The 22,430-nt window shown below is 44.7% G+C and carries 21 protein-coding genes; 9 read left to right on the top strand and 12 right to left on the bottom strand.

What is annotated here, in order from left to right; translation table 11 throughout:
• Positions 1-53: 53 nt before the first annotated feature.
• From lpdA to xerD, 7 genes are all read right to left on the bottom strand, one after another.
• On the bottom strand, positions 54-1,481 hold the full coding sequence (gene lpdA, locus A1QO_RS02085) for a dihydrolipoyl dehydrogenase (protein WP_017036666.1): 1,428 nt from the start codon (positions 1,479-1,481) through the stop codon (positions 54-56).
• 262 nt (positions 1,482-1,743) lie between these two features.
• Positions 1,744-3,639, bottom strand: a complete 1,896-nt coding sequence (aceF, locus tag A1QO_RS02080; RefSeq protein ID WP_017039554.1) for a pyruvate dehydrogenase complex dihydrolipoyllysine-residue acetyltransferase — start codon at positions 3,637-3,639, stop codon at positions 1,744-1,746.
• A gap of 27 nt (positions 3,640-3,666) precedes the next feature.
• A complete protein-coding gene (aceE, locus tag A1QO_RS02075; RefSeq protein WP_017037181.1) occupies positions 3,667-6,330 on the bottom strand; it encodes a pyruvate dehydrogenase (acetyl-transferring), homodimeric type in 2,664 nt (887 codons plus the stop codon).
• Between the two features lie 53 nt (positions 6,331-6,383).
• Positions 6,384-7,154: a pyruvate dehydrogenase complex transcriptional repressor PdhR gene (gene pdhR, locus A1QO_RS02070; protein ID WP_017036663.1), complete on the bottom strand. Its 771-nt coding sequence runs from the start codon at positions 7,152-7,154 to the stop codon at positions 6,384-6,386.
• A gap of 362 nt (positions 7,155-7,516) precedes the next feature.
• Entirely contained in the window at positions 7,517-9,256 is a 1,740-nt protein-coding gene (gene recJ / locus A1QO_RS02065) for a single-stranded-DNA-specific exonuclease RecJ (RefSeq protein WP_017039555.1), read from the bottom strand.
• 76 nt (positions 9,257-9,332) lie between these two features.
• On the bottom strand, positions 9,333-10,163 hold the full coding sequence (locus A1QO_RS02060) for a DsbC family protein (protein ID WP_017036661.1): 831 nt from the start codon (positions 10,161-10,163) through the stop codon (positions 9,333-9,335).
• A 16-nt stretch (positions 10,164-10,179) separates the two neighbouring features.
• The gene (gene xerD, locus A1QO_RS02055; protein ID WP_017041595.1) at positions 10,180-11,109 is read right to left on the bottom strand and encodes a site-specific tyrosine recombinase XerD; all 930 of its coding nucleotides are present in this window, start codon (positions 11,107-11,109) and stop codon (positions 10,180-10,182) included.
• Between the two features lie 144 nt (positions 11,110-11,253).
• Here xerD and fldB point away from each other — a divergent pair, with 144 nt between their 5' ends.
• Positions 11,254-11,772 carry a flavodoxin FldB gene (gene fldB / locus A1QO_RS02050; protein ID WP_017036659.1) on the top strand — a complete coding sequence of 173 codons (519 nt, stop codon included), beginning with the start codon at positions 11,254-11,256 and terminating at the stop codon, positions 11,770-11,772.
• Here the strand turns inward: fldB and ampD are convergent, their stop codons facing one another.
• The gene (ampD, locus tag A1QO_RS02045) at positions 11,773-12,321 is read right to left on the bottom strand and encodes a 1,6-anhydro-N-acetylmuramyl-L-alanine amidase AmpD (protein WP_017037178.1); all 549 of its coding nucleotides are present in this window, start codon (positions 12,319-12,321) and stop codon (positions 11,773-11,775) included. It abuts the gene before it with no gap.
• Between the two features lie 131 nt (positions 12,322-12,452).
• Here ampD and nadC point away from each other — a divergent pair, with 131 nt between their 5' ends.
• The 8 genes from nadC (at position 12,453) to yacG (ending at position 20,014) form a co-directional block, all read left to right on the top strand.
• Positions 12,453-13,343 carry a carboxylating nicotinate-nucleotide diphosphorylase gene (gene nadC / locus A1QO_RS02040; RefSeq protein ID WP_026026503.1) on the top strand — a complete coding sequence of 297 codons (891 nt, stop codon included), beginning with the start codon at positions 12,453-12,455 and terminating at the stop codon, positions 13,341-13,343.
• Between the two features lie 261 nt (positions 13,344-13,604).
• The gene (locus A1QO_RS02035) at positions 13,605-14,042 is read left to right on the top strand and encodes a type IV pilin protein (RefSeq protein ID WP_017041594.1); all 438 of its coding nucleotides are present in this window, start codon (positions 13,605-13,607) and stop codon (positions 14,040-14,042) included.
• Positions 14,042-15,787 carry a type IV-A pilus assembly ATPase PilB gene (gene pilB / locus A1QO_RS02030; protein WP_017041593.1) on the top strand — a complete coding sequence of 582 codons (1,746 nt, stop codon included), beginning with the start codon at positions 14,042-14,044 and terminating at the stop codon, positions 15,785-15,787. Before A1QO_RS02035 ends, pilB begins: the two co-directional genes overlap by 1 nt.
• A gap of 120 nt (positions 15,788-15,907) precedes the next feature.
• Positions 15,908-17,134 carry a type II secretion system F family protein gene (locus tag A1QO_RS02025; RefSeq protein ID WP_017041592.1) on the top strand — a complete coding sequence of 409 codons (1,227 nt, stop codon included), beginning with the start codon at positions 15,908-15,910 and terminating at the stop codon, positions 17,132-17,134.
• 135 nt (positions 17,135-17,269) lie between these two features.
• Positions 17,270-18,139, top strand: coding sequence for a prepilin peptidase (locus A1QO_RS02020; protein WP_017041591.1), 870 nt, complete (start codon positions 17,270-17,272; stop codon positions 18,137-18,139).
• A 121-nt stretch (positions 18,140-18,260) separates the two neighbouring features.
• Entirely contained in the window at positions 18,261-18,914 is a 654-nt protein-coding gene (gene coaE, locus A1QO_RS02015) for a dephospho-CoA kinase (protein WP_017041590.1), read from the top strand.
• Positions 18,901-19,641, top strand: a complete 741-nt coding sequence (gene zapD / locus A1QO_RS02010) for a cell division protein ZapD (protein WP_017036651.1) — start codon at positions 18,901-18,903, stop codon at positions 19,639-19,641. The genes coaE and zapD overlap by 14 nt, the downstream gene beginning before the upstream one ends.
• Before the next feature lie 175 nt (positions 19,642-19,816).
• Positions 19,817-20,014: a DNA gyrase inhibitor YacG gene (gene yacG / locus A1QO_RS02005; RefSeq protein WP_017036650.1), complete on the top strand. Its 198-nt coding sequence runs from the start codon at positions 19,817-19,819 to the stop codon at positions 20,012-20,014.
• A gap of 286 nt (positions 20,015-20,300) precedes the next feature.
• On the opposite strand, the gene rplS is transcribed toward yacG, so the two are convergent.
• The 4 genes from rplS to rpsP are packed head-to-tail and all read right to left on the bottom strand — an operon-like array spanning position 20,301 to position 22,334.
• Complete coding sequence (rplS, locus tag A1QO_RS02000) at positions 20,301-20,654, bottom strand: 50S ribosomal protein L19 (protein WP_017036649.1); 354 nt, start codon at positions 20,652-20,654, stop codon at positions 20,301-20,303.
• 48 nt (positions 20,655-20,702) lie between these two features.
• On the bottom strand, positions 20,703-21,452 hold the full coding sequence (trmD, locus tag A1QO_RS01995; RefSeq protein ID WP_017036648.1) for a tRNA (guanosine(37)-N1)-methyltransferase TrmD: 750 nt from the start codon (positions 21,450-21,452) through the stop codon (positions 20,703-20,705).
• 46 nt (positions 21,453-21,498) lie between these two features.
• Complete coding sequence (gene rimM, locus A1QO_RS01990) at positions 21,499-22,053, bottom strand: ribosome maturation factor RimM (RefSeq protein ID WP_026026502.1); 555 nt, start codon at positions 22,051-22,053, stop codon at positions 21,499-21,501.
• Positions 22,054-22,085: 32 nt separating this feature from the next.
• The gene (rpsP, locus tag A1QO_RS01985) at positions 22,086-22,334 is read right to left on the bottom strand and encodes a 30S ribosomal protein S16 (protein WP_017036646.1); all 249 of its coding nucleotides are present in this window, start codon (positions 22,332-22,334) and stop codon (positions 22,086-22,088) included.
• Positions 22,335-22,430: the final 96 nt, after the last annotated feature.

The following is a 22,430-nucleotide window of genomic DNA, read 5'->3' as shown; positions in this document are numbered from 1 at the left end:
CCATCAGCGGTTTTTTTATTATTTAAAGCGCTGATAGATTCAGCGCCTTAGTGTTATTTTCTTTTCACTGCTTTGGCATTTGGTAGGTCAGTAATCGTACCTTCAAACACTTCGGCTGCTAAACCAACTGATTCATGCAACGTTGGGTGAGCGTGAATCGTTAACGCGATATCTTCCGCATCACAACCCATCTCAATCGCTAGACCAATCTCGCCCAATAGTTCACCACCATTAGTACCAACGATAGCACCACCAATGACACGGTGAGTTTCTTTGTCGAAGATAAGCTTAGTTACACCATCTGCACAATCTGAAGCGATTGCACGACCCGATGCAGCCCAAGGGAATGATGCAGTTTCGAAGTTAAGACCTTCTTCTTTCGCTTCTTTCTCTGTTTTACCAACCCACGCGACTTCTGGCTCAGTGTACGCTATAGAAGGAATTACTTTAGGATCAAAGTAGTGCTTCTTACCTGAAATAACTTCAGCGGCCACATGCCCTTCATGCACACCTTTATGTGCAAGCATTGGTTGACCAACAATATCGCCTATCGCATGAATATGAGGAACGTTAGTGCGCATTTGCTTATCGACATTAATGAAACCACGTTCATCAACTTCAACACCCGCTTTCTCAGCATCCATCAACTGACCATTTGGTACACGACCGATAGCAACAAGAACGGCATCGTAACGTTCAGCTTCAGCTGGCGCTTTCTTGCCTTCCATTGAAACGTAAATGCCGTCTTCTTTTGCTTCAACAGCCGTTACTTTGGTCTGAAGCATTAAGTTAAATTTGTTTTTGATGCGCTTGGTGTAGACTTTAACAATGTCTTTATCAGCCGCAGGAATCAATTGATCGAACATCTCAACAACGTCAATCTTAGAGCCTAGAGAGTGATAAACCGTTGCCATTTCAAGACCGATGATGCCGCCACCCATGATAAGCAGTTTCTCTGGTACTTCTTTTAACTCTAGCGCATCCGTTGAATCCCAAATACGAGGATCATCATGCGGAATAAATGGCAGTTTAATTGGACGAGAACCTGCGGCAATGATGGCATTGTCAAAGTTCACCGTCTTCTTGCCGTCTTCGCCATCAACTTCGATAGAGTTAGGGCCAGTAAACTTACCGAAGCCATTCACTACCGTGACTTTACGCATCTTAGCCATACCACCAAGACCGCCAGTCAATTGGCTAATCACTTTTTCTTTCCACAAACGAATCTTATCAATGTCAGTTTGAGGCTCACCAAATACGATACCGTGCTCTGCAAGTGCTTTTGCTTCTTCGATAACTTTTGATACGTGAAGCAGTGCTTTTGATGGGATACAACCCACATTCAGACACACACCACCAAGAGTGCTGTAACGTTCAATAAGAACGGTTTCTAGACCTAAGTCTGCACAGCGGAATGCAGCCGAGTAACCAGCAGGACCTGCGCCAAGTACTACCACTTGGGCTTTAATTTCGTTGCTCATGTTGACCTCTTGTAGTCATAATCCCTAACAGGCTAAGTAGGTATTGATTTTAATTATTTAACATTGGTGCATTTAAACCATGATTTTCAGACCACAAACAGTTTACAGAGATGTTAATGATGTGAAAAGTAAATCAATTTAGCCTGTGAGCTAGACAACAATTCATTTTTTTCAGGCCGAGATTTATGCTCAAAACCTGTAATAAATTGTCATTAATTTGTAGCAAGAGCGACACTAAGGCCGCTCTTCTATTGTTATCGTTCTATAGTACCAAGCGACGGATGTCGGATAGAGCACCATTTAAGAAGGTAATAAAGCGAGCGCCTTCTGCACCATCGATCACTCGGTGATCGTATGACAGTGATAATGGCAACTGTAGGCGCGGTTTAAACTCTTTACCGTTCCATACTGGCTTCATTTCAGACTTAGATACGCCTAGGATACCGACTTCTGGCGCATTGACGATTGGCGTAAATGCCGTGCCGCCGATACCACCAAGGCTAGAGATGGTGAAACACCCACCTTGCATATCTGCCGCTGTTAGCTTACCAGAACGTGCTTTCTTAGAGACAGCCATTAGCTCTTCAGATAGCTCGTAAATGCCTTTCTTGTTCACGTCTTTGAAGACTGGAACAACAAGACCATTTGGCGTATCAACCGCGATACCCACGTTTACGTATTTCTTAAGAATGATGCTTTCACCATCGTCAGAAAGAGAAGAGTTAAACGCAGGGAATGCTTCTAGTGCCTTAGCAACTGCCTTCATGATGAACACAAGTGGCGTGATCTTCATGCCAGTATCTTTCTTCGCTTCGATTGCGTTCTGTTCTTTACGGAATGCTTCTAGCTCAGTGATGTCAGCGTTGTCCCACTGTGTAACATGAGGAATCATTACCCAGTTACGGTGCAGGTTAGCGCCAGAGATCTTCTTGATCTTAGAAAGTTTCTGAACTTCCGTTTCGCCAAACTTGCTGAAGTCAACTTTTGGCCATGGTAGTAGACCAAGAGCAGAACCGTCACCGCCTTTGCCAGATGCTGCAACGCCAGACTCTAAACGCTTCAGTGCATCTTTCACGTAAGACTGAACGTCTTCTTTTAAGATGCGGCTCTTACGGCCTGTGCCTTTGACCTTAGCAAGGTTAACGCCAAATTCACGAGCGATACGACGAACAACCGGTGAGGCGTGTGCATACTCATGGTTATCTTGGAAATCGCCGGTTGCTGCTGGAGCCGCCGCTTCTACTTTAGGAGCCGCTGCTGGAGCTGGAGCTGCCGCTTGTGTAGGAGCGGAAGCTGCTACTGGAGCCGCGCCTTCAACAACAAACGTCATGATTAGAGAGCCCGTTGACACAGTATCACCAGCGGCAATCTTGATTTCTTTAACCGTACCAGCGAATGGTGCAGGCACTTCCATTGATGCTTTGTCGCCTTCAACAGTAATCAGAGATTGCTCTTCTTCTACTGTATCGCCAACCGCTACCATGATTTCAGTGACTTCTACTTCGTCACCACCGATATCAGGAACGTTCACTTCTTTTTCAGCCGATGCTGCTGGAGCCGCTGCAACGGGTGCCGCCGCTGCTGCAACTGGAGCGCCTGAACCCGCTGCTTCACCTGTTTCTACAGAGAAAATCATGACTAGAGAACCAGTCGATACTGAGTCACCAGAAGCGATCTTGATTTCTTTAACGATGCCAGCGAATGGTGCAGGAACTTCCATTGACGCTTTGTCGCCTTCAACAGTAATCAGAGATTGCTCTTCTTCAACGCTGTCGCCGATAGCTACCATGATTTCAGTGACTTCAACTTCATCACCGCCGATATCTGGAACATGAACTTCTTTCAGTTCTGTAGCCGATGCCACAACAGGAGCAGCAACAGTTGCCGCCGCTTCAACTGCTGGAGCAGCCGGTGCTGCTGCAGCACCTTCCGCTTCGAAGATCATGATTAAAGAACCAGTAGACACTGAATCGCCTTCAGAGATCTTAATTTCTTTAACAACACCCGCTTGAGACGCAGGAACTTCCATTGAAGCTTTATCGCCTTCAACAGTGATCAGTGACTGTTCTTCTTCAACCTTGTCGCCAACGTTAACTAGAATCTCAGTAACTTCAACCTCATCAGCACCAATGTCAGGTACATTAATTTCGATTGTCATGTTTTGCTTCCTTAACTAATGTCAGTCTTATGCGTATTGCGGGTTAGTTTTGTCAGTGTCGATACCGAACTTAACAATCGCTTCTGCAACAACAGATTTTTCAATATCACCACGTTTAGCCAATTCAGTCAGTGCCGCAACAACAACGTAGCCAGCGTTAACTTCAAAGTGACGACGCAAGTTTTCACGGCTATCAGAACGACCGAAGCCATCAGTGCCCAGTACTTTGTACGACTCAGCAGGAACGAAAGCACGGACTTGTTCAGCGTAGTTTTTCATGTAATCCGTAACGGCAATAGCTGGCTCGCTGCCAAGAACTGTCGTGATGTACGGTACTTTATCTTCTGCTTCTGGATGAAGCATGTTGTCACGCTCAACGTTTTGACCATCGCGAGTCAGTTCGTTGAAAGAAGTCACAGCAAAGACGTCTGATGCTACATCGTATTCTTCGCTTAGAATGACAGCAGCTTTACGTGCTTCATTCATGATAGTACCAGAGCTCATTAACTGAACTTTAGACTTAGAACCTGCGTGAGATTCAAGCTTGTAGATACCTTTACGAATGCCTTCTTCAGCGCCTTCTGGCATTGCTGGCATTGCGTAGTTCTCGTTCATTACTGTTAAGTAGTAGTACACGTTCTCTTGCTCAGGACCGTACATGCGACGAATACCGTCTTGCATGATAACCGCTAGCTCGTAAGCAAACGTTGGGTCGTAAGAGATACAGTTAGGAATCGTATTCGCTTGAATGTGTGAGTGACCATCTTCGTGTTGCAGACCTTCACCGTTTAGCGTTGTACGACCGGCAGTCGCACCTAATAGGAAACCACGTGCTTGTTGGTCACCTGCTAGCCATGCCATGTCACCAATACGTTGGAAACCAAACATCGAGTAGTAGATGTAGAATGGAATCATTGGCAGATCGTTGGTGCTGTAAGACGTTGCCGCAGCCACCCAAGAAGCCATTGAACCAAGTTCATTGATACCTTCTTGTAAAACCTGGCCCGATGTTTCTTCTTTGTAGTAAGAAACAACGCCGCGATCTTCTGGTGTGTACTCTTGACCATCTGGGTTGTAGATACCAACCTGACGGAACAGACCTTCCATACCGAACGTACGCGCTTCATCACAGATAATAGGAACAATGTTTTTACCAATGTTCTTATCTTTAAGTAGGATGTTTAACGTACGGACATAAGCCATCGTTGTAGAGATATCACGTTTCTGCTCACCCAGTAGAGGGGCAAATGCGTCTAGCTCAGGAACTTTGAACTCTTGAGTGAACTTAGGCAGACGCGCTGGTGTGTAACCGTGAAGTGCCTTACGACGAGCATGCATGTATTCATACTCAGCGGTGCCTTCTTCAAGCTTCAAGTAAGGAAGCTCAGACAATTTCTCATCTGAAAGAAGGTCTTCTAGGCCTAAGCGATCGCGTAGGTGTTGGATATGTGTCATATCCATTTTCTTCACACCGTGTGCAATGTTCTTACCTTCTGCTGCATCGCCCATGCCGTAACCTTTAACCGTCTTAGCTAGGATTACCGTTGGCTTACCGCTTGTCTCTTTCGCATTGTTGAATGCCGCGAACAGTTTAGACGAGTCGTGACCACCACGCTTAAGTGCGAAGATTTCATCATCGGTCATGTCAGCAACAAGCGCTGCTGTTTCTGGGTACTTACCAAAGAAGTGCTCACGGACATAAGCGCCATCTTTAGATTTGAATGTTTGGTAGTCACCATCAACAGTTTCGTTCATCAGTTGAAGAAGCTTACCTGTGGTGTCTTTTGCTAATAGAGCATCCCAGTTACTACCCCAGATAACTTTAACAACATTCCAACCTGCGCCTTTAAATAGACCTTCAAGTTCTTGAATGATGCTACCGTTACCCATTACCGGACCGTCTAGACGCTGTAGGTTACAGTTGATGAGGAAACATAAGTTGTCCAGTTTTTCACGAGAAGCGAAAGAGATCGCACCGCGTGATTCTGGCTCATCCATCTCACCATCACCTAGGAAAGCGTAAACTCGTTGAGCCGTCGTATCTTTCAAGCCACGACCGTTCAAGTATTTCAAGAAACGCGCTTGATAGATCGCAGAAATTGGACCAAGCCCCATAGATACGGTAGGGAACTGCCAGAATTCAGGCATCAATTTAGGGTGTGGGTAAGAAGGAATACCTTTACCATCCACTTCTTGACGGAAGTTATCTAGCTGCTCTTCAGTTAGACGACCTTCAACGAATGCACGAGAATAGATACCTGGAGATATGTGACCTTGGTAATACACCAAATCACCGCCGTCCGTCTCATTTGGAGCACGGAAGAAGTGGTTGAAACATACTTCGTAGAATGCCGCTGCTGACTGGTAAGAAGCCATATGACCGCCAAGGTCTAGGTCTTTCTTAGAAGCGCGCAATACAATCATGATTGAGTTCCAGCGAATGATTGAGCGAATACGACGCTCAAGTGTTACATCACCTGGATAAGCGGGCTCTTGCGCTGCTGGAATAGTGTTGATGTAGTTCGTGTTAATGCCCGTTGGCATATCTACACCGTCTAAACGTGCTTTATCTAAAACTTGCTCTAATAAAAACTGAGCGCGCTCTACACCTTCTTCACGAACAACTGATTCAAGGGCCTGTAGCCAATCTTGAGTTTCTACTGCGTCTACGTCATGCTTCATGTCAGACATGGCGATCTATCCTTCTATTGGTTGGATTTTAGATAAACTGTCAAAAAGCCGTACTATGACGACTCTTTGCCTTGTTGAATTCTGCGTAATGAACGCTCTCTTCGAGATTCTTCACGCGTGATGTCCAACAATGTTTCTTCGATATAAGCTAAATGTGAATGAGACATCTCACGTGCCATTTCAGGCTCACCAGAGACAATAGCATCCACAATATTCGCTCTATGTTTACTTACTTTTTCGACCACTTCATCGCGGCGATGTAACAACTCTAAATTCTGTAAAATATTCTGTTCTAGCAACGGGCCAAGACTACGAACAATGTGCAACAACACCACATTATGGGCCGCTTCCGTCAAAGCCACTAAAAACTTCATAACGGCACTGGCTTCTGCTTCAATGTTTTTGTTGCTTTGTTCTTTGGTGATTATGGCTAAACATCCCTGAATTCGCGCAAAATCTTCATCGGTTCCGCGCAACGCAGCAAAGTAAGCTGAAATCCCTTCCATTGCATGCCTTGCTTCAAGCAAATCCAGCTGAGTTTCAGAATGACTCGATAGTAAATTTAGCAGAGGATCCGAAAAGCTCTTCCAAATACTTTCACTAACGAACGTTCCCCCGCCTTGACGACGAGTTAATAACTGGCGTGCTTCAAGACGTTGAATCGCTTCTCTAACCGAAGGTCGAGACACATCGAATTGTTTTGCTAATTCACGCTCAGGAGGCAGTTGCTGCCCTGGAGTTAAAGAGCCTTCTGCGATCAAACGCTCTAGTTCTTTCTCGATAACATCAGAAAGTTTTGGCTGACGAATCCTTTGATAAGCCATATTGATTGCTACCCTTAACTCCAAGTAAATTGGTATTACCAATTATTTATTGGGGTGAAAATTAACATATCAAAAACGTCACTGTCCAGCACTTTATTGATTCAGGTCAATAAACAGAGGTAGTGGTAACAAAACCATAACTTGCAATATTCATTTACAAAAACTATCTGAACAATATTGGTCAGACCAATTAAAGATTAACCAAATTAGCGTTGTACCAATAAACCGAGTGGGTGATTGAATGCCGACAAAAGAGCATTAAAAGCAGTATCAAAGACGAGAAAAAACGAAGGAAACAGAAGGAAACAGAAGGAAACCAGAGCAACATTGATAACAATCACTCTGGCATAAGTTCAGGTTAGTTATATAGCTTCAATATAATCAATCATTAACTGAAGAGATTGGTTCCCTCTAAATTCATTGATATCGAGTTTAAACGCCACTCTTGCTGTTTTTACCGATGCATCAGGCCAACGCTTAAGATCAATATTAAAGGCAATGCCATCAACCATGATGTTTGTAGGGTGCCCTTTGTAAAGAGGTTCCAACATCAGTTTTAGGTGTTTTTCCCCCACCAGCTTCTGGTGCAATATTTTAAACTCACCATCAAACATGGGTTCAGGGAAGGCTTGCCCCCAAGGCCCACCAGCCCGTAATGATTCAGCCGTGTGCATAGAAAATTGCTCAGGCAGCAGCTCCCCATCAGACAAAATCACCCCTTTTAATGCGTTATCATCGAGTTCTTGTTTCACCACTTGATCAAACAAACGGGAAAAGCGTTCAAAGTCCGCTTCAGCAATACTCAAACCGGCCGCCATAGCATGACCACCAAACTTAGCAATCAAACCTGGGTTCTGCGTATCAATGCGGTCAAGAGCGTCTCTCATGTGTAATCCCGGAATCGAACGACAAGATCCTTTGATCATCCCTTCTCCGCCATCGGCGAAGGCAATCACGGGTCTATGGAATTTCTCTTTAATACGAGAAGCCAAAATGCCGATCACTCCTTGGTGCCAATCTCGCTGGAACAGAACTAAACCATGGGGCAATTGCGTATTGTCACCAAATTGTAAGCGCTCACAAAAGGCCATCGCCTCTTGCTTCATTCCCTCTTCAATCTCTTTACGAGTTTGATTTAAGCCATCCAACTCACTGGCCATGCGTCTTGCTGCGTGAATGTTGTTACACATTAATAGCTCAACACCAAACGACATATCATCTAAGCGCCCTGCCGCATTGATTCTTGGCCCTAAGGCGAAGCCAAAATCGGTGGCAATCAGTCGATGTGCGTCTTTTTTCGCCACTTCAATGAGTGCTTGAATGCCGGGTCTGGCTTTACCTGCTCGGATACGCTGGAGCCCTTGGTGAACCAAAATTCGATTGTTTTCATCCAAAGCAACCACATCCGCGACCGTGCCCAGCGCCACTAAATCGATCAGCTCCATCAATTTAGGCTCAGCCATGTTGTTCGCATTAAACCAGTCTAGCTTTCGCATTTGTACGCACAGGGCCATCATCAGGTAAAAAGCCACCCCAACACCCGCTAACGATTTAGAGGGAAAATCGCAGGATTCTAGATTGGGGTTGACCATCGCGTCAGCAATTGGGAGTTCATGACCGGGTAAGTGATGATCCGTCACCAGCACTTGAAGACCTTTTTCTTTGGCATAACGAACCCCTTCTATTGAAGAGACACCGTTATCCACCGTCATGATCACTTCGGCCCCCAGCGTTATCGCCTGATCAACCACTTCAGGGCTTAATCCGTAGCCGTCTTCAAAACGGTTAGGCACCAAGTAGTCGACATTACTGCAACCGAGCATGCGAAGGGCCAAAACCGATAACGCTGAGCTGGTCGCGCCATCGGCATCAAAATCTCCGACAATGATAATGCGTTGATTGTGTTTAATCGCGTCAAACAGCAGCTCAACCGCAAGCTGAATACCATCCAGTTTCTGATAGGAATGGAGAGCTTTGGCGGTTTTATCTAATTGCTTAGCCGAACGAATGCCACGATTAAGATAAATTTTCTTAAGCAGTGGATCCATGGGTTCAGCAAGAAGAGAGAGATCAACATCAGGGCGACGAAGAATTTCGATCATAGATACGCACTTAGCAGGCGATGATTCGCCTGCTCCTTGTTATAAATGAATAGACTTAGCGTTAATGAGATAATGATTACTGAGCTTGTAACTGCTCTAGCAATTTAGCGGGTGGTAAGTAGCCGCCAATCATTTCTCCACTCGGAAGGAATATCGATGGTGTTCCGCTGATGCCTAATGATTTTCCTAGTGTGAAATGCTTCACCACGGTGTCTAAACACTGACCAAAGTTGGCGTTTTTTTCAGGGAAACTGCGGTTAATTTTAGCGTCGTGCATCGCGGCTTTAGGGTCATCAGCACACCAAACAGCGGCCATTTGCTCGCCAACTTCTGAACGAGGCCCCTGACGTGGGTACGCCATGTAACGCACCGTGATGCCTAGATCGTTATAGCCATTCATTTGGCTATGTAATCGTACACAATACCCACACGTGGTATCGGTAAAAATAGTGACCACGTACTTCTCGTTATCGGCCTTAAACTCAATAACGCTGTCACTGAGTGCCGCAAGTTTTGCTGCATTCAATGGCGCTTGACGCTTGGCAAGGACATCTTCATACCCGCCACCGGCTTTGTGCTGGTAGAGCGTCCCAGACATAAAAAATTCACCATCGACAGAAGAATACAACACCCCGCCACTGGTTTGAACTTCGTATAGCCCCGCAATTTGAGTCGGTAAAATATCCAACACCTTCAGCTGTAGTTTGGCGAAATTGTTGATGATCTTCTGTTTCGATTCATCCGTTAAGCTTGTTTCTTCAGTCGCTAGCGTTGGTTCTAAAGCCACTGCTTGTTGAACTTCCGCTTGAACGGTTGATGCTTCTTCGGTCTTAACCACTTCTTCAGCATTACAAGCCATCACAAAAAACGGCAGTGTCAGTATAGATAGTCGGCGTAATACGCTCATTAAAATCACCTTTATATTAAGCCCTAGGATGGTGCTCACTATGAATTTTTTTTAGCCTTTCAGTGGCGACGTGGGTATAGATTTGCGTCGTCGATAAATCACTGTGGCCCAATAGCATTTGTACAACGCGTAAATCGGCCCCGTAGTTGAGCAAATGAGTCGCGAAGGCATGCCTTAATACGTGCGGAGACAAAAGCTCGGTATCAATCTCTGCGATCACCGCATAATGCTTTATCCTATGCCAGAATGTCTGACGAGTCATCTGTCTCGCACGGTTACTTGGAAAAACAACGTCTGATGTTTTCTCACCAAGTAGTGTAGACCTTCCTTGCTCTATAAAAGTTTCAATCCAATCAACAGCATTTTCTCCCATCGGCACCAAACGCTCTTTTCCGCCTTTGCCTGTTACGCGCACAACCCCTTGGCGTAAACTGAGATTTTCCATCGTCAGACTCACCAACTCTGTAACACGTAAACCTGTCGCGTACAGTAACTCAAGCATCGCTTTGTCTCGAAGCTGTATCGGATCATTAGGATCCGGCGCTTCTAATAACGCATCCACTTGTGCTTCCGAGAGATCTTTGGGTAAACGCTGCGGCAACTTAGGGCTCACCAGTAACGCACTGGGATCATCTGCTCTCACTTTTTCACGATGTAAATATTGAAACAGACGTCGAATAGCAGACAGCATACGTGCCCGTGACGTCTGTTTATATTCCTTGCCCACCAGCCAAGCTTGGTACTCTTGTAGACCTGACAGATTGATCGCATTCAAGCGGTAATTGTGTTCATCCATCCAATGCAGCAGCTTTTGTACATCCGTCCGATACGACAGTAACGTATTTTCAGACAATCCTCGTTCCATCCACATAGCGTCGAGAAACTGCTCGAGAATACCCTGTTCTGGCGATTGAGGGCCTTGATTAGTCGAGTTTAATTTTGACACGGTAAACCTCTTTAACAACAACACGTTCAGGTTATGTGAGTCCTGACATTAAAGCCACAAATTTGTCCATTTGATGAAATTCTAACTGCATTACTGGTGTGTTTATGGTTAAAATCCCTCATCGCACATCAAGACTATAACATTATGAAGATTGGTTTATTTTACGGCTCAACAACTTGCTACACCGAAATGGCAGCGGAGAAAATACGCGCTATTATTGGAGAGGAGCTTGTGGATATTCACAATATCAAAGAGAGCCCTATCTCGCTGATGGCTGATTACGACCTGTTAATTCTCGGCATCTCCACTTGGGACTTCGGTGAAATCCAAGAAGATTGGAGCGAAATATGGCAAAAAATCGCTGGCGTGTCGTTAAACGGCAAGTACGTAGCACTATTCGGCTTAGGCGATCAAGAAGGCTATGGCGAGTGGTATCTCGATGCGATGGGAATGCTTCATGATGAAATACAACAAGTGGGTGCGAACCTCATCGGATACTGGCCCAACCAAGGTTATGAGTTTGAAGCCTCTAAGGCTCTAACTGAAGATGGCTCCCACTTTGTTGGGCTAGCGCTTGATGAAGACTCTCAATACGAATTAAGTGATGAGCGTATTGCTACTTGGGTCGAGCAAATCCTTGTTGAGTATCAAGCCGCACTGTAACTAGGGCGTGTTGATCAACGCTGCTAACTTTCTCCAATCGAATGACAATCCAGGATCGGTTTTTCTCAACGGGGCGATATATTGATGCCCCGTTATTCTCTGTTTGGTGATATTTGGATAGCTCTTCATGAGTTCTTTGGTGAGCAAAGCCAGCGACTGGTACTGTGCCTCGGTATAAGCACTGTAATCATCGCCTTCTAATTCAATGCCAATGGAGTAATCATTACACTTGCTCCTTCCTGCAAACGACGAAACGCCTGCATGCCATGCACGTTGTTGAAAAGGCACAAATTGAATCACCTTTCCTTCGCGATCAATCAAGCAGTGCGCAGAGACCCTCATGTTCTCAATCACTTTGAAAAATGGATGGTGTGACGCGTCTAATTTACCAGTAAAAAACTGCTCTATATAGCCACCGCCAAACTGGCTAGGCGGTAAGCTAATATTGTGGATCACCAGTAACGATATATCACTGGGATCTTCTCGGTGATCGCAATGAGGCGATGGTAACGACTTGGCCTTTGCATACCAGCCTTGCTGATCAATCATTGAGCGTTCCTTATTTAACGATTCTCCCTTCGATTTTATCCATTCCGAGATGAAAAGCGAGATTAATGGCTGAATTTCATTCCGACTCCGAGTATCATGCCCCCTCCCCTAAGCCAACGATTAAATTTGCGATGAAAAACACACATAACAGCCAACAACGTCTTGATTATTTAAAAACGCAACTGCCGACAGAAATCACTCGCGCAGTCGCAGAAACACTCAAAGAAGATTTGGGTGGTTCGATTGATGTCAACGCTGATATTACCGCAAGTTTAATTCCTGAAGACGCGCACAATGTGGCCACGATTATTACTCGTGAACACGGTGTATTTTGTGGTCAAGCATGGGCTGACGAAGTCTTCAAGCAAATTGGTGGCACCGTCAATATTGAGTGGCACGTAAAAGACGGCGACACCGTTGAGCCAAATCAAACTCTTTGTACTCTTTCTGGCCCATCGCGCGCATTGTTAACGGGCGAACGTAATGCTATGAACTTCATTCAAACACTGTCGGGATGCGCAACGGTAACGGCAACCTACGCCAAACAATTGGAAGGTACGGATTGTCGTTTGCTTGATACACGAAAAACCATTCCTGGCCTGCGCAGCGCACTAAAATATGCCGTCGCGTGTGGTGGCGGCTACAACCATCGTATTGGCGTGTTTGATGCATATTTGATCAAAGAGAATCACATCATCGCCTGTGGCGGGATTGAACAAGCCGTAAAAACAGCCAAACTGCTCAACCCGGGTAAGCCTGTTGAGATCGAAACTGAAAGTTTAGCCGAACTGCAATCGGCGATTGATGCGGGTGCTGACATCATCATGTTAGATAATTTCACCACCGATATGATGCGCGAAGCGGTCAAACTAAATGCAGGACGTGCAGCACTTGAAAATTCAGGCAACGTAACACTAGACACCATTCGTGAGTTTGCTGAAACCGGTGTTGATTATATTTCCGTTGGCGCGCTGACGAAACATTTAGTGGCATTGGATTTATCAATGAGATTCCAAGCTTAGTCGTTATTTAAGTTCCATCGATTTAATATCTATGACGTATTGTTAAAGAGAGGCTTTGTCTCTCTTTTTCCGTTTATTATCCGCGTTCAATCTCACCCCTCTCACTTTATATGCCACTCGTCGAACATTTCTGCAGTGTGAATGTAATACAGGTTTAACTTCAACTATTTGCCTCGCGCTAGCCTTTTTAGTTTATTTCTAGTTCTCCGGACTCTCTTTACTCTTTCTGCACCCTTATACATCGCAATAATGGAGAACATAATGAAAGCGATTAATAAGAAACAGAAAGGCTTTACCTTAATTGAATTGATGATTGTTGTGGGAATTATTGGAGTGTTGAGCGCAATTGCCGTCCCTGCATATCAAAGCTATCTTTTAAAAACGGAAGCTAATACAGCCGTAAGCATACCTAGAGCTCTACTAACAAATATTGATTTATATATTCAAGAAAATGGTAAATTCCCAACAACTGCTCAAATGGATAAAGTCGGGGCTGCCAGTAATATGAGTGCTATGGGAACAATCGGATTTACGCCAACAGCCGATGATTCAGCTACAGGGGATGTATTATTTACTATAGGAAGCACTGCTTCTTTAAAAGATAAAAAAGTCAAATTTGCTAAATTAGATAGTGGGTGGAAATGTACTCATGATACAGGACAAACGTTAAAAGGATGTGAGCAAGGCACAATCAATTAATGCTTACCAACCTCCCTGCCATCTTGCGCCAGGCTGACTTAATCAGCGTGGTGCAAGAGCAAAATATCATCGAACACGTGATCGCTTCGGGCATGTCGGTACCCGAAGCACTGCTTGATCTCGAGCTGTTCGACCACCATCAACTCACTGGCCACCTAAGTGCACTCTTTGGCCTAACGCCCACACCATTATCTCAATTCGACTACGCTACGTTGTGTCACTCGTTGGGGCTTAGGGCACTGATCAGCCGTTATCAAGCCCTGCCCCTACAAAGTGATGGGATGGTGCTTTCTTTGGCTGTTTCAGACCCCACCCGCAGCGAAATAGAAGATGAATTTCGCTTTGCGACAGGGTTGCAAGTTGACTTGGTATTGGCCGACTTAAACGACCTTAAATCCGCGATTCGTCGTTTATACGGTCAGACAATGACCACATCCACCTCATCAACTAAAGACATCAGTCAGGACGAACTGGCCAGTCTGGTCGATGTCACAGAAGATGAAATACAAACGATAGAGAACCTCAGTCAAGACGATGCGCCTGTGAGCCGCTTCATCAACCAGATACTGCTCGATGCGGTGAGAAAAGGCGCTTCAGATATTCATTTTGAACCTTACGACGAGAGCTATCGCATCCGCTTACGTTGTGATGGCCTATTGGTGCAAACCCAAGCACCCGCAAATCACCTCAGTCGCCGCCTTTCTGCACGGCTTAAGATACTCGCAAAGTTGGATATCTCTGAACGTCGTTTGCCACAAGATGGGCGAATCAAGCTTCGGCTCAATGAAACAACGGCCATTGATATGCGCGTTTCGACATTACCCACGTTATGGGGTGAAAAGATTGTATTGCGCCTACTCGACAGCAGCAGTGCTAGCCTTAATATCGATAAACTGGGCTACAGTGACCAACAAAAGCAGCTCTACCTCAAGGCACTCAAGCAGCCACAAGGCATGATCCTCATGACGGGGCCAACGGGCAGTGGCAAGACCGTTTCTCTGTATACGGGGCTGAGCATCCTCAACACCCCTGAAGTGAACATATCAACCGCAGAAGACCCCGTTGAAATCAATCTATCGGGCGTGAATCAAGTTCAGGTTCAACCTAAAATTGGCTTTGGTTTTGCTCAGGCACTTCGATCTTTCTTACGACAAGACCCTGATATTGTGATGGTGGGTGAAATTCGTGATTTGGATACCGCACAAATAGCAATAAAAGCCGCCCAAACTGGCCACCTAGTGCTCTCCACATTACACACAAATTCCGCCTCTGAAACCATTGTTCGCCTCGGCAACATGGGCATTGAAGGTTTTAACCTGGCTTCTTCGTTAAGCCTAATTATCGCCCAACGCCTTGCTAGAAAGCTTTGTTCCCATTGTAAAATACCGCATTACCAACCCGCTGAGTTTGACGTATCTCGGTTTGAAGCATCTCAGTTTAAAGCATCGTCGTTGGACACATCGTTATTTGAAACACTCAACCTCTCCCCAAACGATACCCTCTTTAAAGCTAATCCTGATGGCTGTAACGAATGCAACGCTGGATATTCAGGAAGAACGGGAATTTACGAAGTGATGCCATTCAACCATGAATTGGCTGATGCGGTGATAAAAGGCGCATCCATGATTGAAATTGAATCACTAGCAAAATCACAAGGTATGCAAACGCTGCAACAATCTGGCATAGAAAAACTGAAACAGGGCATTACCAGCTATGCCGAATTGCAAAGAGTGCTCTACTTCTAAACTATTTGGTAAAAAAATTTAGGCTTTAAATAATTCCATTTAAGTCATTCTTTTCCGAGTAGTTCAATTCCAAGCATCCAGTTCCATACCGTTTAAGCTATGTACAGAAAGAGGCCATCGATGATAAAAATCAAACAAATGCAATTGAAAAACTATCGTTGGAAAGGCCTGAATACGTCCGGAAAGCGCGTGTCGGGGCACATGTTGGCTCTGTCGGAATTGGAAGTGCGAGATAAGCTCAAAGATCAGCACATTCAAATAAAAAAAATTAAGAAAGGCAGTATCTCTGCTTTTACACGAATATCCCACCGAGTCAAAGCCAGAGATATTACGGTCTTGACCCGTCAACTTGCAACCATGTTAGGGACAGGCGTTCCTATCATACAAGCGCTCAAACTGGTGGCCGACAACAATCGAAAAGCAGAAATGAAGTCGATATTGTCTCAAGTGAGCAAAGGTGTTGAGGCTGGCACTCCGATTTCGAAAGCACTTCGCACAGCCAGTACTCATTTTGATTCATTGTACGTAGATTTGGTCGCAACAGGTGAGCAATCAGGGAATTTATCCGAGGTTTTTGAAAGGCTCGCGACGTACCGAGAAAAAAGTGAGCAGCTCAGAGCCAAAGTCATTAAAGCGTTGATCTACCCGACTATGGTTGTACTGGTGGCTTTAAGTGTCTCTTACCTGATGCTCACGGTCGTTATTCCAGAGTTTGAGAGCATGTTCCAAGGATTTGGCGCTGATCTTCCTTGGTTTACCCAACAAGTACTATTGCTTTCCCACTGGGTCCAAGCGTATGGCTTAACCCTGGTTTTAATTTCTATTGTCTTAGTGCTACTGGTAAAAACCCTACGAAAAAAATCGTTTCGAGTGCGCTTGTCGACCAGCCGACTCGGGCTTAAAGTCCCTATTATTGGCGGCGTGTTTTCTAAAGCGGCTATTGCTAAATTCAGTCGCACACTGGCAACCAGTTTTAGTGCCGGCATTCCAATTTTAACCAGCTTGAAAACCACCGCTAAAACATCTGGAAATATCCACTACCAAACCGCTATCGAAGCCGTGTACAAAGACACCGCCGCTGGCATGCCGATGTACATTGCCATGCGAAACACCTGTGTTTTTCCTGAAATGGTTTTACAAATGGTGATGATCGGAGAAGAGTCCGGCTGCCTAGACGACATGCTCAACAAAGTGGCGACCATCTATGAATTTGAAGTCGACAACACGGTGGATAACCTAGGTAACATTCTCGAGCCATTAATCATCGTATTCTTGGGGACAGTGATTGGCGGGCTTGTCGTTGCAATGTATTTACCAATTTTTAACTTAATGAGTGTATTAGGGTAGTATTAAGCTTTAGTATTATGAAGCCTGAGATACGATCAGCGTTCATCCACTTTACATAGATAGCATTGCATCACTGATCGTTAAATTTTATTGTCTGTACCGACAATCTTCATCGTTCCACGACTGAGTAAAACTATGCAAGTGCTTGAGCTATACCCTTGGTTATTTACCACTTTTTCTGTCGTTTTTGGCCTGATTATTGGTAGCTTTTTAAATGTAGTGATCCATCGGTTGCCAATCATCATGGAGCGCGAGTGGCGCCAGGAGTGTGCCGACTCCTTCCCTGAATACAAGATTACACCGCCAGAAGGGCATTATTCTCTTAGTATTCCTCGCTCAACCTGCCCAAAGTGCCAGACCCAATTACGCCTCATCGATAATATCCCAGTTCTCAGCTGGCTCGCTCTCAAAGGGAAATGTCATAAGTGCAATAATGCGATTTCTGCTCGGTACCCGCTGGTCGAACTGTTGGCCGCCTTAATGAGTGGCGCTGTTGCAGCTGTTTTTGGCCCTAGCTACTTTACGATTGCACTTATCCTGTTCACTTTTGTTTTGATTGCTGCCACTTTTATCGACTTAGATACGATGCTGCTACCGGATCAACTGACACTTCCTTTGGTTTGGTCTGGTATTACACTCGCACTATTTCAAATAAGTTCTGTGCCTTTGCAAGATGCCGTGATTGGGGCCATTGCTGGATATCTATGTTTATGGTTGGTTTATTGGGGTTTCAAACTACTTACAGGCAAGGAAGGCATGGGGTATGGCGACTTTAAGCTCCTCGCTGCCCTTGGTGCCTGGCTTGGTTGGCAATACTTACCCATGATTATTCTACTCTCTTCATTAGTCGGACTCGTGTTTGGCGTTATTCAGTTAAGACTTCAACAAAAGGGAATAGACAAAGCCTTTCCGTTTGGCCCTTATCTCGCCATTGCTGGGTGGGTGAGTTTAATGTGGGGTGAACAGATTATGGCGTGGTACTTTCGTTCATTTTTAGGCATATAGCTATTTTCAGAATGTTGTATGTAAGCGCGTGGTTCTTTTTCAGTATGATCTTTTTTGTCGGTATTTAACTGACTTATAGAAAAGTTCGGTCATAGAGAAATTCAGTTGTGGGGAAGGTAAAATGGCCTATGTAGTCGGGATAACAGGTGGCATCGCCAGTGGAAAGACCACGGTGGCGGATCTGTTTCATCAGCATTTCGATGTTGATATTGTAGATGCTGATATCATTGCGCGAGAAGTCGTTCGACCTGGTAGTGAGGGCCTACATGCCATTATCGCTCATTTTGGACCCGACATCGTAAATAGCAACGGCGAGCTAAACCGTTCTCAACTGCGCACCAAAATCTTCTCTCAACCCAATGAAAAACAGTGGCTCGATGATCAACTTCACCCGTTGATTCGCAAAAAAATGGAGAAAGCCGTCAATGCAGCCAACTCTCCTTATGTGCTGTTGGTAGTGCCATTACTGGTAGAGAATAGCCTTCAATATATGACGGATCGAATCCTTGTTATTGACGCTGAAGAACACACTCAAATTGAACGCACGATGAAGCGCGATGGTGTTTCTAGAGAACAAGCCCAATCGATCCTATCCGCACAATCAAGTCGAGAGAAACGACTGAGCTTTGCCGACGATGTGATTAAAAATGATGCAGAAAACAAAAAAATTATGCTTCAAATCACAGAATTACATCAAAAGTATCTAGCTATTAGCACTCAAAATCGTGAGAATAACAAAGAGACACACGAAGGCGATAGTAATGACCACCCATAGATTTGAACATCCTCTCAATGAGAAAACGCGTATTTATTTGAGAGTAGAAGCCCTGCTCAACCAACTCAAAGTGTCCTCTCAGTTTTCAGACGATCTTCAGCATTTACTTTTCTTTCGTTCTCTTTTCGACTTGTTGGAAATCTTCGAGCAAATTCAGTTAAAAAGTGAGCTAGCAAAAGACATAGAAAAGCAGCGACTGGCTTATAAAAGTTGGCTCAATGTTGAAGGCGTCGACCAAGCTATGCTGCGTGATGTACTCAATGAAGTTGACGAGGTTCATGGCAGCTTAATGACCGCGGAACGGTTTGGTCAATCCTTAAAAGAAGACCGATTCATTAGTACCATTCGTCAACGTTTCAATCTGCCAGGAGGATCATGTTGCTTTGATTTGCCTGCATTGCACCATTGGCTCCATTTGCCTGCCACCCATAAAGAAAGTGATACTCATGCTTGGCTCAAGACGCTGGCTCCTCTCTCTGATGCCTTAACTCTCTGGCTCAAGTTGGCAAGAGAAACGGGCTATGCTAAATCTCAACTGGCGACGAATGGGTTCTTTCAAAGTGATGCTGAAGATGCCAACATTCTAAGGCTTGAAATCCCATTACAGTATGGGGTTTACCCAATGATATCGGGCCATAAAAATAGATTTGCGATTAAGTTTATCGATTTTAAATCAGGTCAGGCTTGCACTCAGGATATTCAATTCTCCCTTGCCGTCTGTAGCTAGCCATCGAGTTATCTAGTAATTAAGATCAGCGGAAGCTCGCGTTCTCTCAATCATTTTTGAGTCTAGAATCATCGACCTAAAATCAGGTTGCAATTACACGATCAACGCTCGACAATAACCAAGTATCAATAACCACATAACAATAATAGCAAACACTTTTATATGAGACTGACCCATGTCTAAAAAAATCACGGTAGTAAAATGTCCAAAATGCAGTACGGACGTTGAATGGGGAGATCAGAGCCCATTTCGTCCATTTTGCAGTAAACAGTGTCAGATGATTGATTTTGGCGAATGGGCCGATGAAGAAAATGCGATTGCAGGCGCGCCAGACATGTCAGACAGCGATGGATGGTCGGAAGATCCATATTAAAACGAACGGCTAACGGCTAACGGCTAACGGCTAACGGCTAACAAATTTTGAAGGTTGGTACTATCTGTATCAACCTTTTTTGTACGTTCGAATACCCTCACTAGAGGATATTTTACATTTGAGCGAAGGGATTATTCTTTCTGCTGAGAAGGTAGTGTGGTGTTTATAAGCATAAATGAGCACTGACGACGAAAGCGGAAAGAAAAGTCGCCAACACAAACTGGAAATATAAAAAAACGGAGCCCATGAGGACTCCGCTTTTCTTATGAGAACGCTAGTTATAGCATTACTTCTTAGTAAGTTTCTCGCGGATACGAGCTGACTTACCAGAACGCTCACGTAGGTAGTACAACTTGGCACGACGTACTGCACCACGGCGTTTAACTTCGATGCTATCAACCATTGGAGAATGTGTTTGGAATGAACGCTCAACACCTTCACCGTTCGAGATTTTACGAACAGTAAATGCAGAGTGTAGACCACGGTTACGAATAGCGATTACAACGCCTTCGAAAGCCTGTAGACGCTCACGGTCGCCTTCTTTTACCTTAACTTGAACTACTACAGTGTCACCTGGAGCAAATTTAGGTAGGTCTGATTTCAGTTGCTCTTCTTCAAGAGCCTTGATGATGTTACTCATTTTTTAAATTCCTAGAATAAACTGATACTTAATAAAATAGGTTACTGCTTACTTTTTACTAGAGCGATACGCCTTAATAAATTCGGCCAGTAATTGTTCCTGTTCGTCAGTCAGAGCTAGGTTTTCCAAGAGCTCTGGTCTTCTAAGCCAAGTACGGCCTAGCGATTGTTGTAATCGCCAGCGACGAATGTCCTTGTGGTTACCCGACATCAATACCGAAGGCACTGATTTATCGTCTAACACTTCAGGGCGCGTATAGTGAGGGCAATCTAACAGGCCATTAGCAAAAGAATCCTCTTCTGCTGACGCGAAATCACCCAATACACCCGGTATAAACCGCGATACTGAGTCAATCAACGTCATGGCTGGAATTTCACCACCCGTCATTACAAAATCACCAATTGACCATTCTTCGTCAACTTCAGATTGTATAATACGCTCATCTACCCCTTCGTATCGGCCACAAATAAGAACGAGGTTCTCATTGGTTGCCAATTCTTCAACCCCTTTTTGATCGAGTTTTCGACCTTGAGGTGAGAGGTAAATAACTTTCGTCTTTCCCGGTGAGGCTTTCTTAGCGTTATGAATGGCATCGCGCAAAGGCTGAACCATCATAAGCATTCCTGGGCCACCACCGTAAGGTCTATCATCTACAGTGCGATGTTTGTCGTGAGTGAAATCACGAGGATTCCATGTCTCTACCGACAAAAGACCTTTTTTAACCGCTTGACCTGTTACTCCAAAATCCGTAACGCTGCGGAACATTTCAGGAAACAGGCTTATAATGCCAATCCACATGTTTTCACCAATATAAACTTGGTTCTATTCGCTCAGTTACTTAGAGTTAGAATCCAGGATCCCAGTCAACTTCGATCCGTTGAGCTTTGCGATCAACTGATTTGATCACTTGCTCTTCAAGAAACGGGATTAATCGTTCCTTTTGTCCGAAAGCATCTTTTAGATTTGCCTTCACTACAAGAACATCATTTGAACCGGTTTCCATGACATCAGTCACTTTACCCAAATCGTAACCTTTCGTGGTGACAACTTGCATTCCAAACAATTCACGCCAGTAGAATTCTTCTTCTGACAATTCTGGTAACGATGCCGGGTCAATAGCAATTTCGAAATTAGTCAGTAAGTGCGCTTCTTCGCGAACTTCCAAACCAGCTAGTTTTGCTACCATAGCTTTACTATGACGCTTCCAGCTTTCTACTTTGTATTCTACCCACTCGCCCTTTTGTTTAATAAACCAAGGACTGTAATCAAAAATACTCTCAGCATTGTCTGTGTAGGAAAAAACTTTAAGCCAGCCGCGAATGCCATAGGTAGCACCAAACTTGCCCATAACAATTTTTTCGTTTTGCTCACTCATTGTTTCTTTTCCTTTCATCGACATAAGCTAATTTTCTAATAATAAAAATTATAGAATTAAGCCGCTTTTTTAGCGTCTTTTACTAGCTTAGCTACGCGGTCAGATACAGATGCGCCTTGACCAACCCAGTGGTTAACGCGATCTAGATCTAGACGTAGGCCTTCTTCTTGACCAGTAGCAGTAGGGTTAAAGAAACCTACTTTCTCGATGAAACGGCCAGTTGCTGCATTGCGGCTGTCCGCTACTACGATTTGATAGAATGGGCGTTTTTTTGCGCCGTGACGTGCCAAACGAATGGTTACCATGTCGTCCTCTTTGCTTTCTCAAAAATAAAATTAACCCCAATAACCGTACACAAAAGTGACAGTTTGGGGTCTCGTGCCAAAATAAAGCCTCGGAAT

Origin of the sequence: Vibrio genomosp. F10 str. ZF-129, assembly GCF_000287055.2 — a bacterium.
Lineage (GTDB): Bacteria > Pseudomonadota > Gammaproteobacteria > Enterobacterales > Vibrionaceae > Vibrio.
The sequence above is the reverse complement of the archived record's forward strand: the minus strand, read 5'-3'. Positions and strand labels throughout refer to the sequence as shown.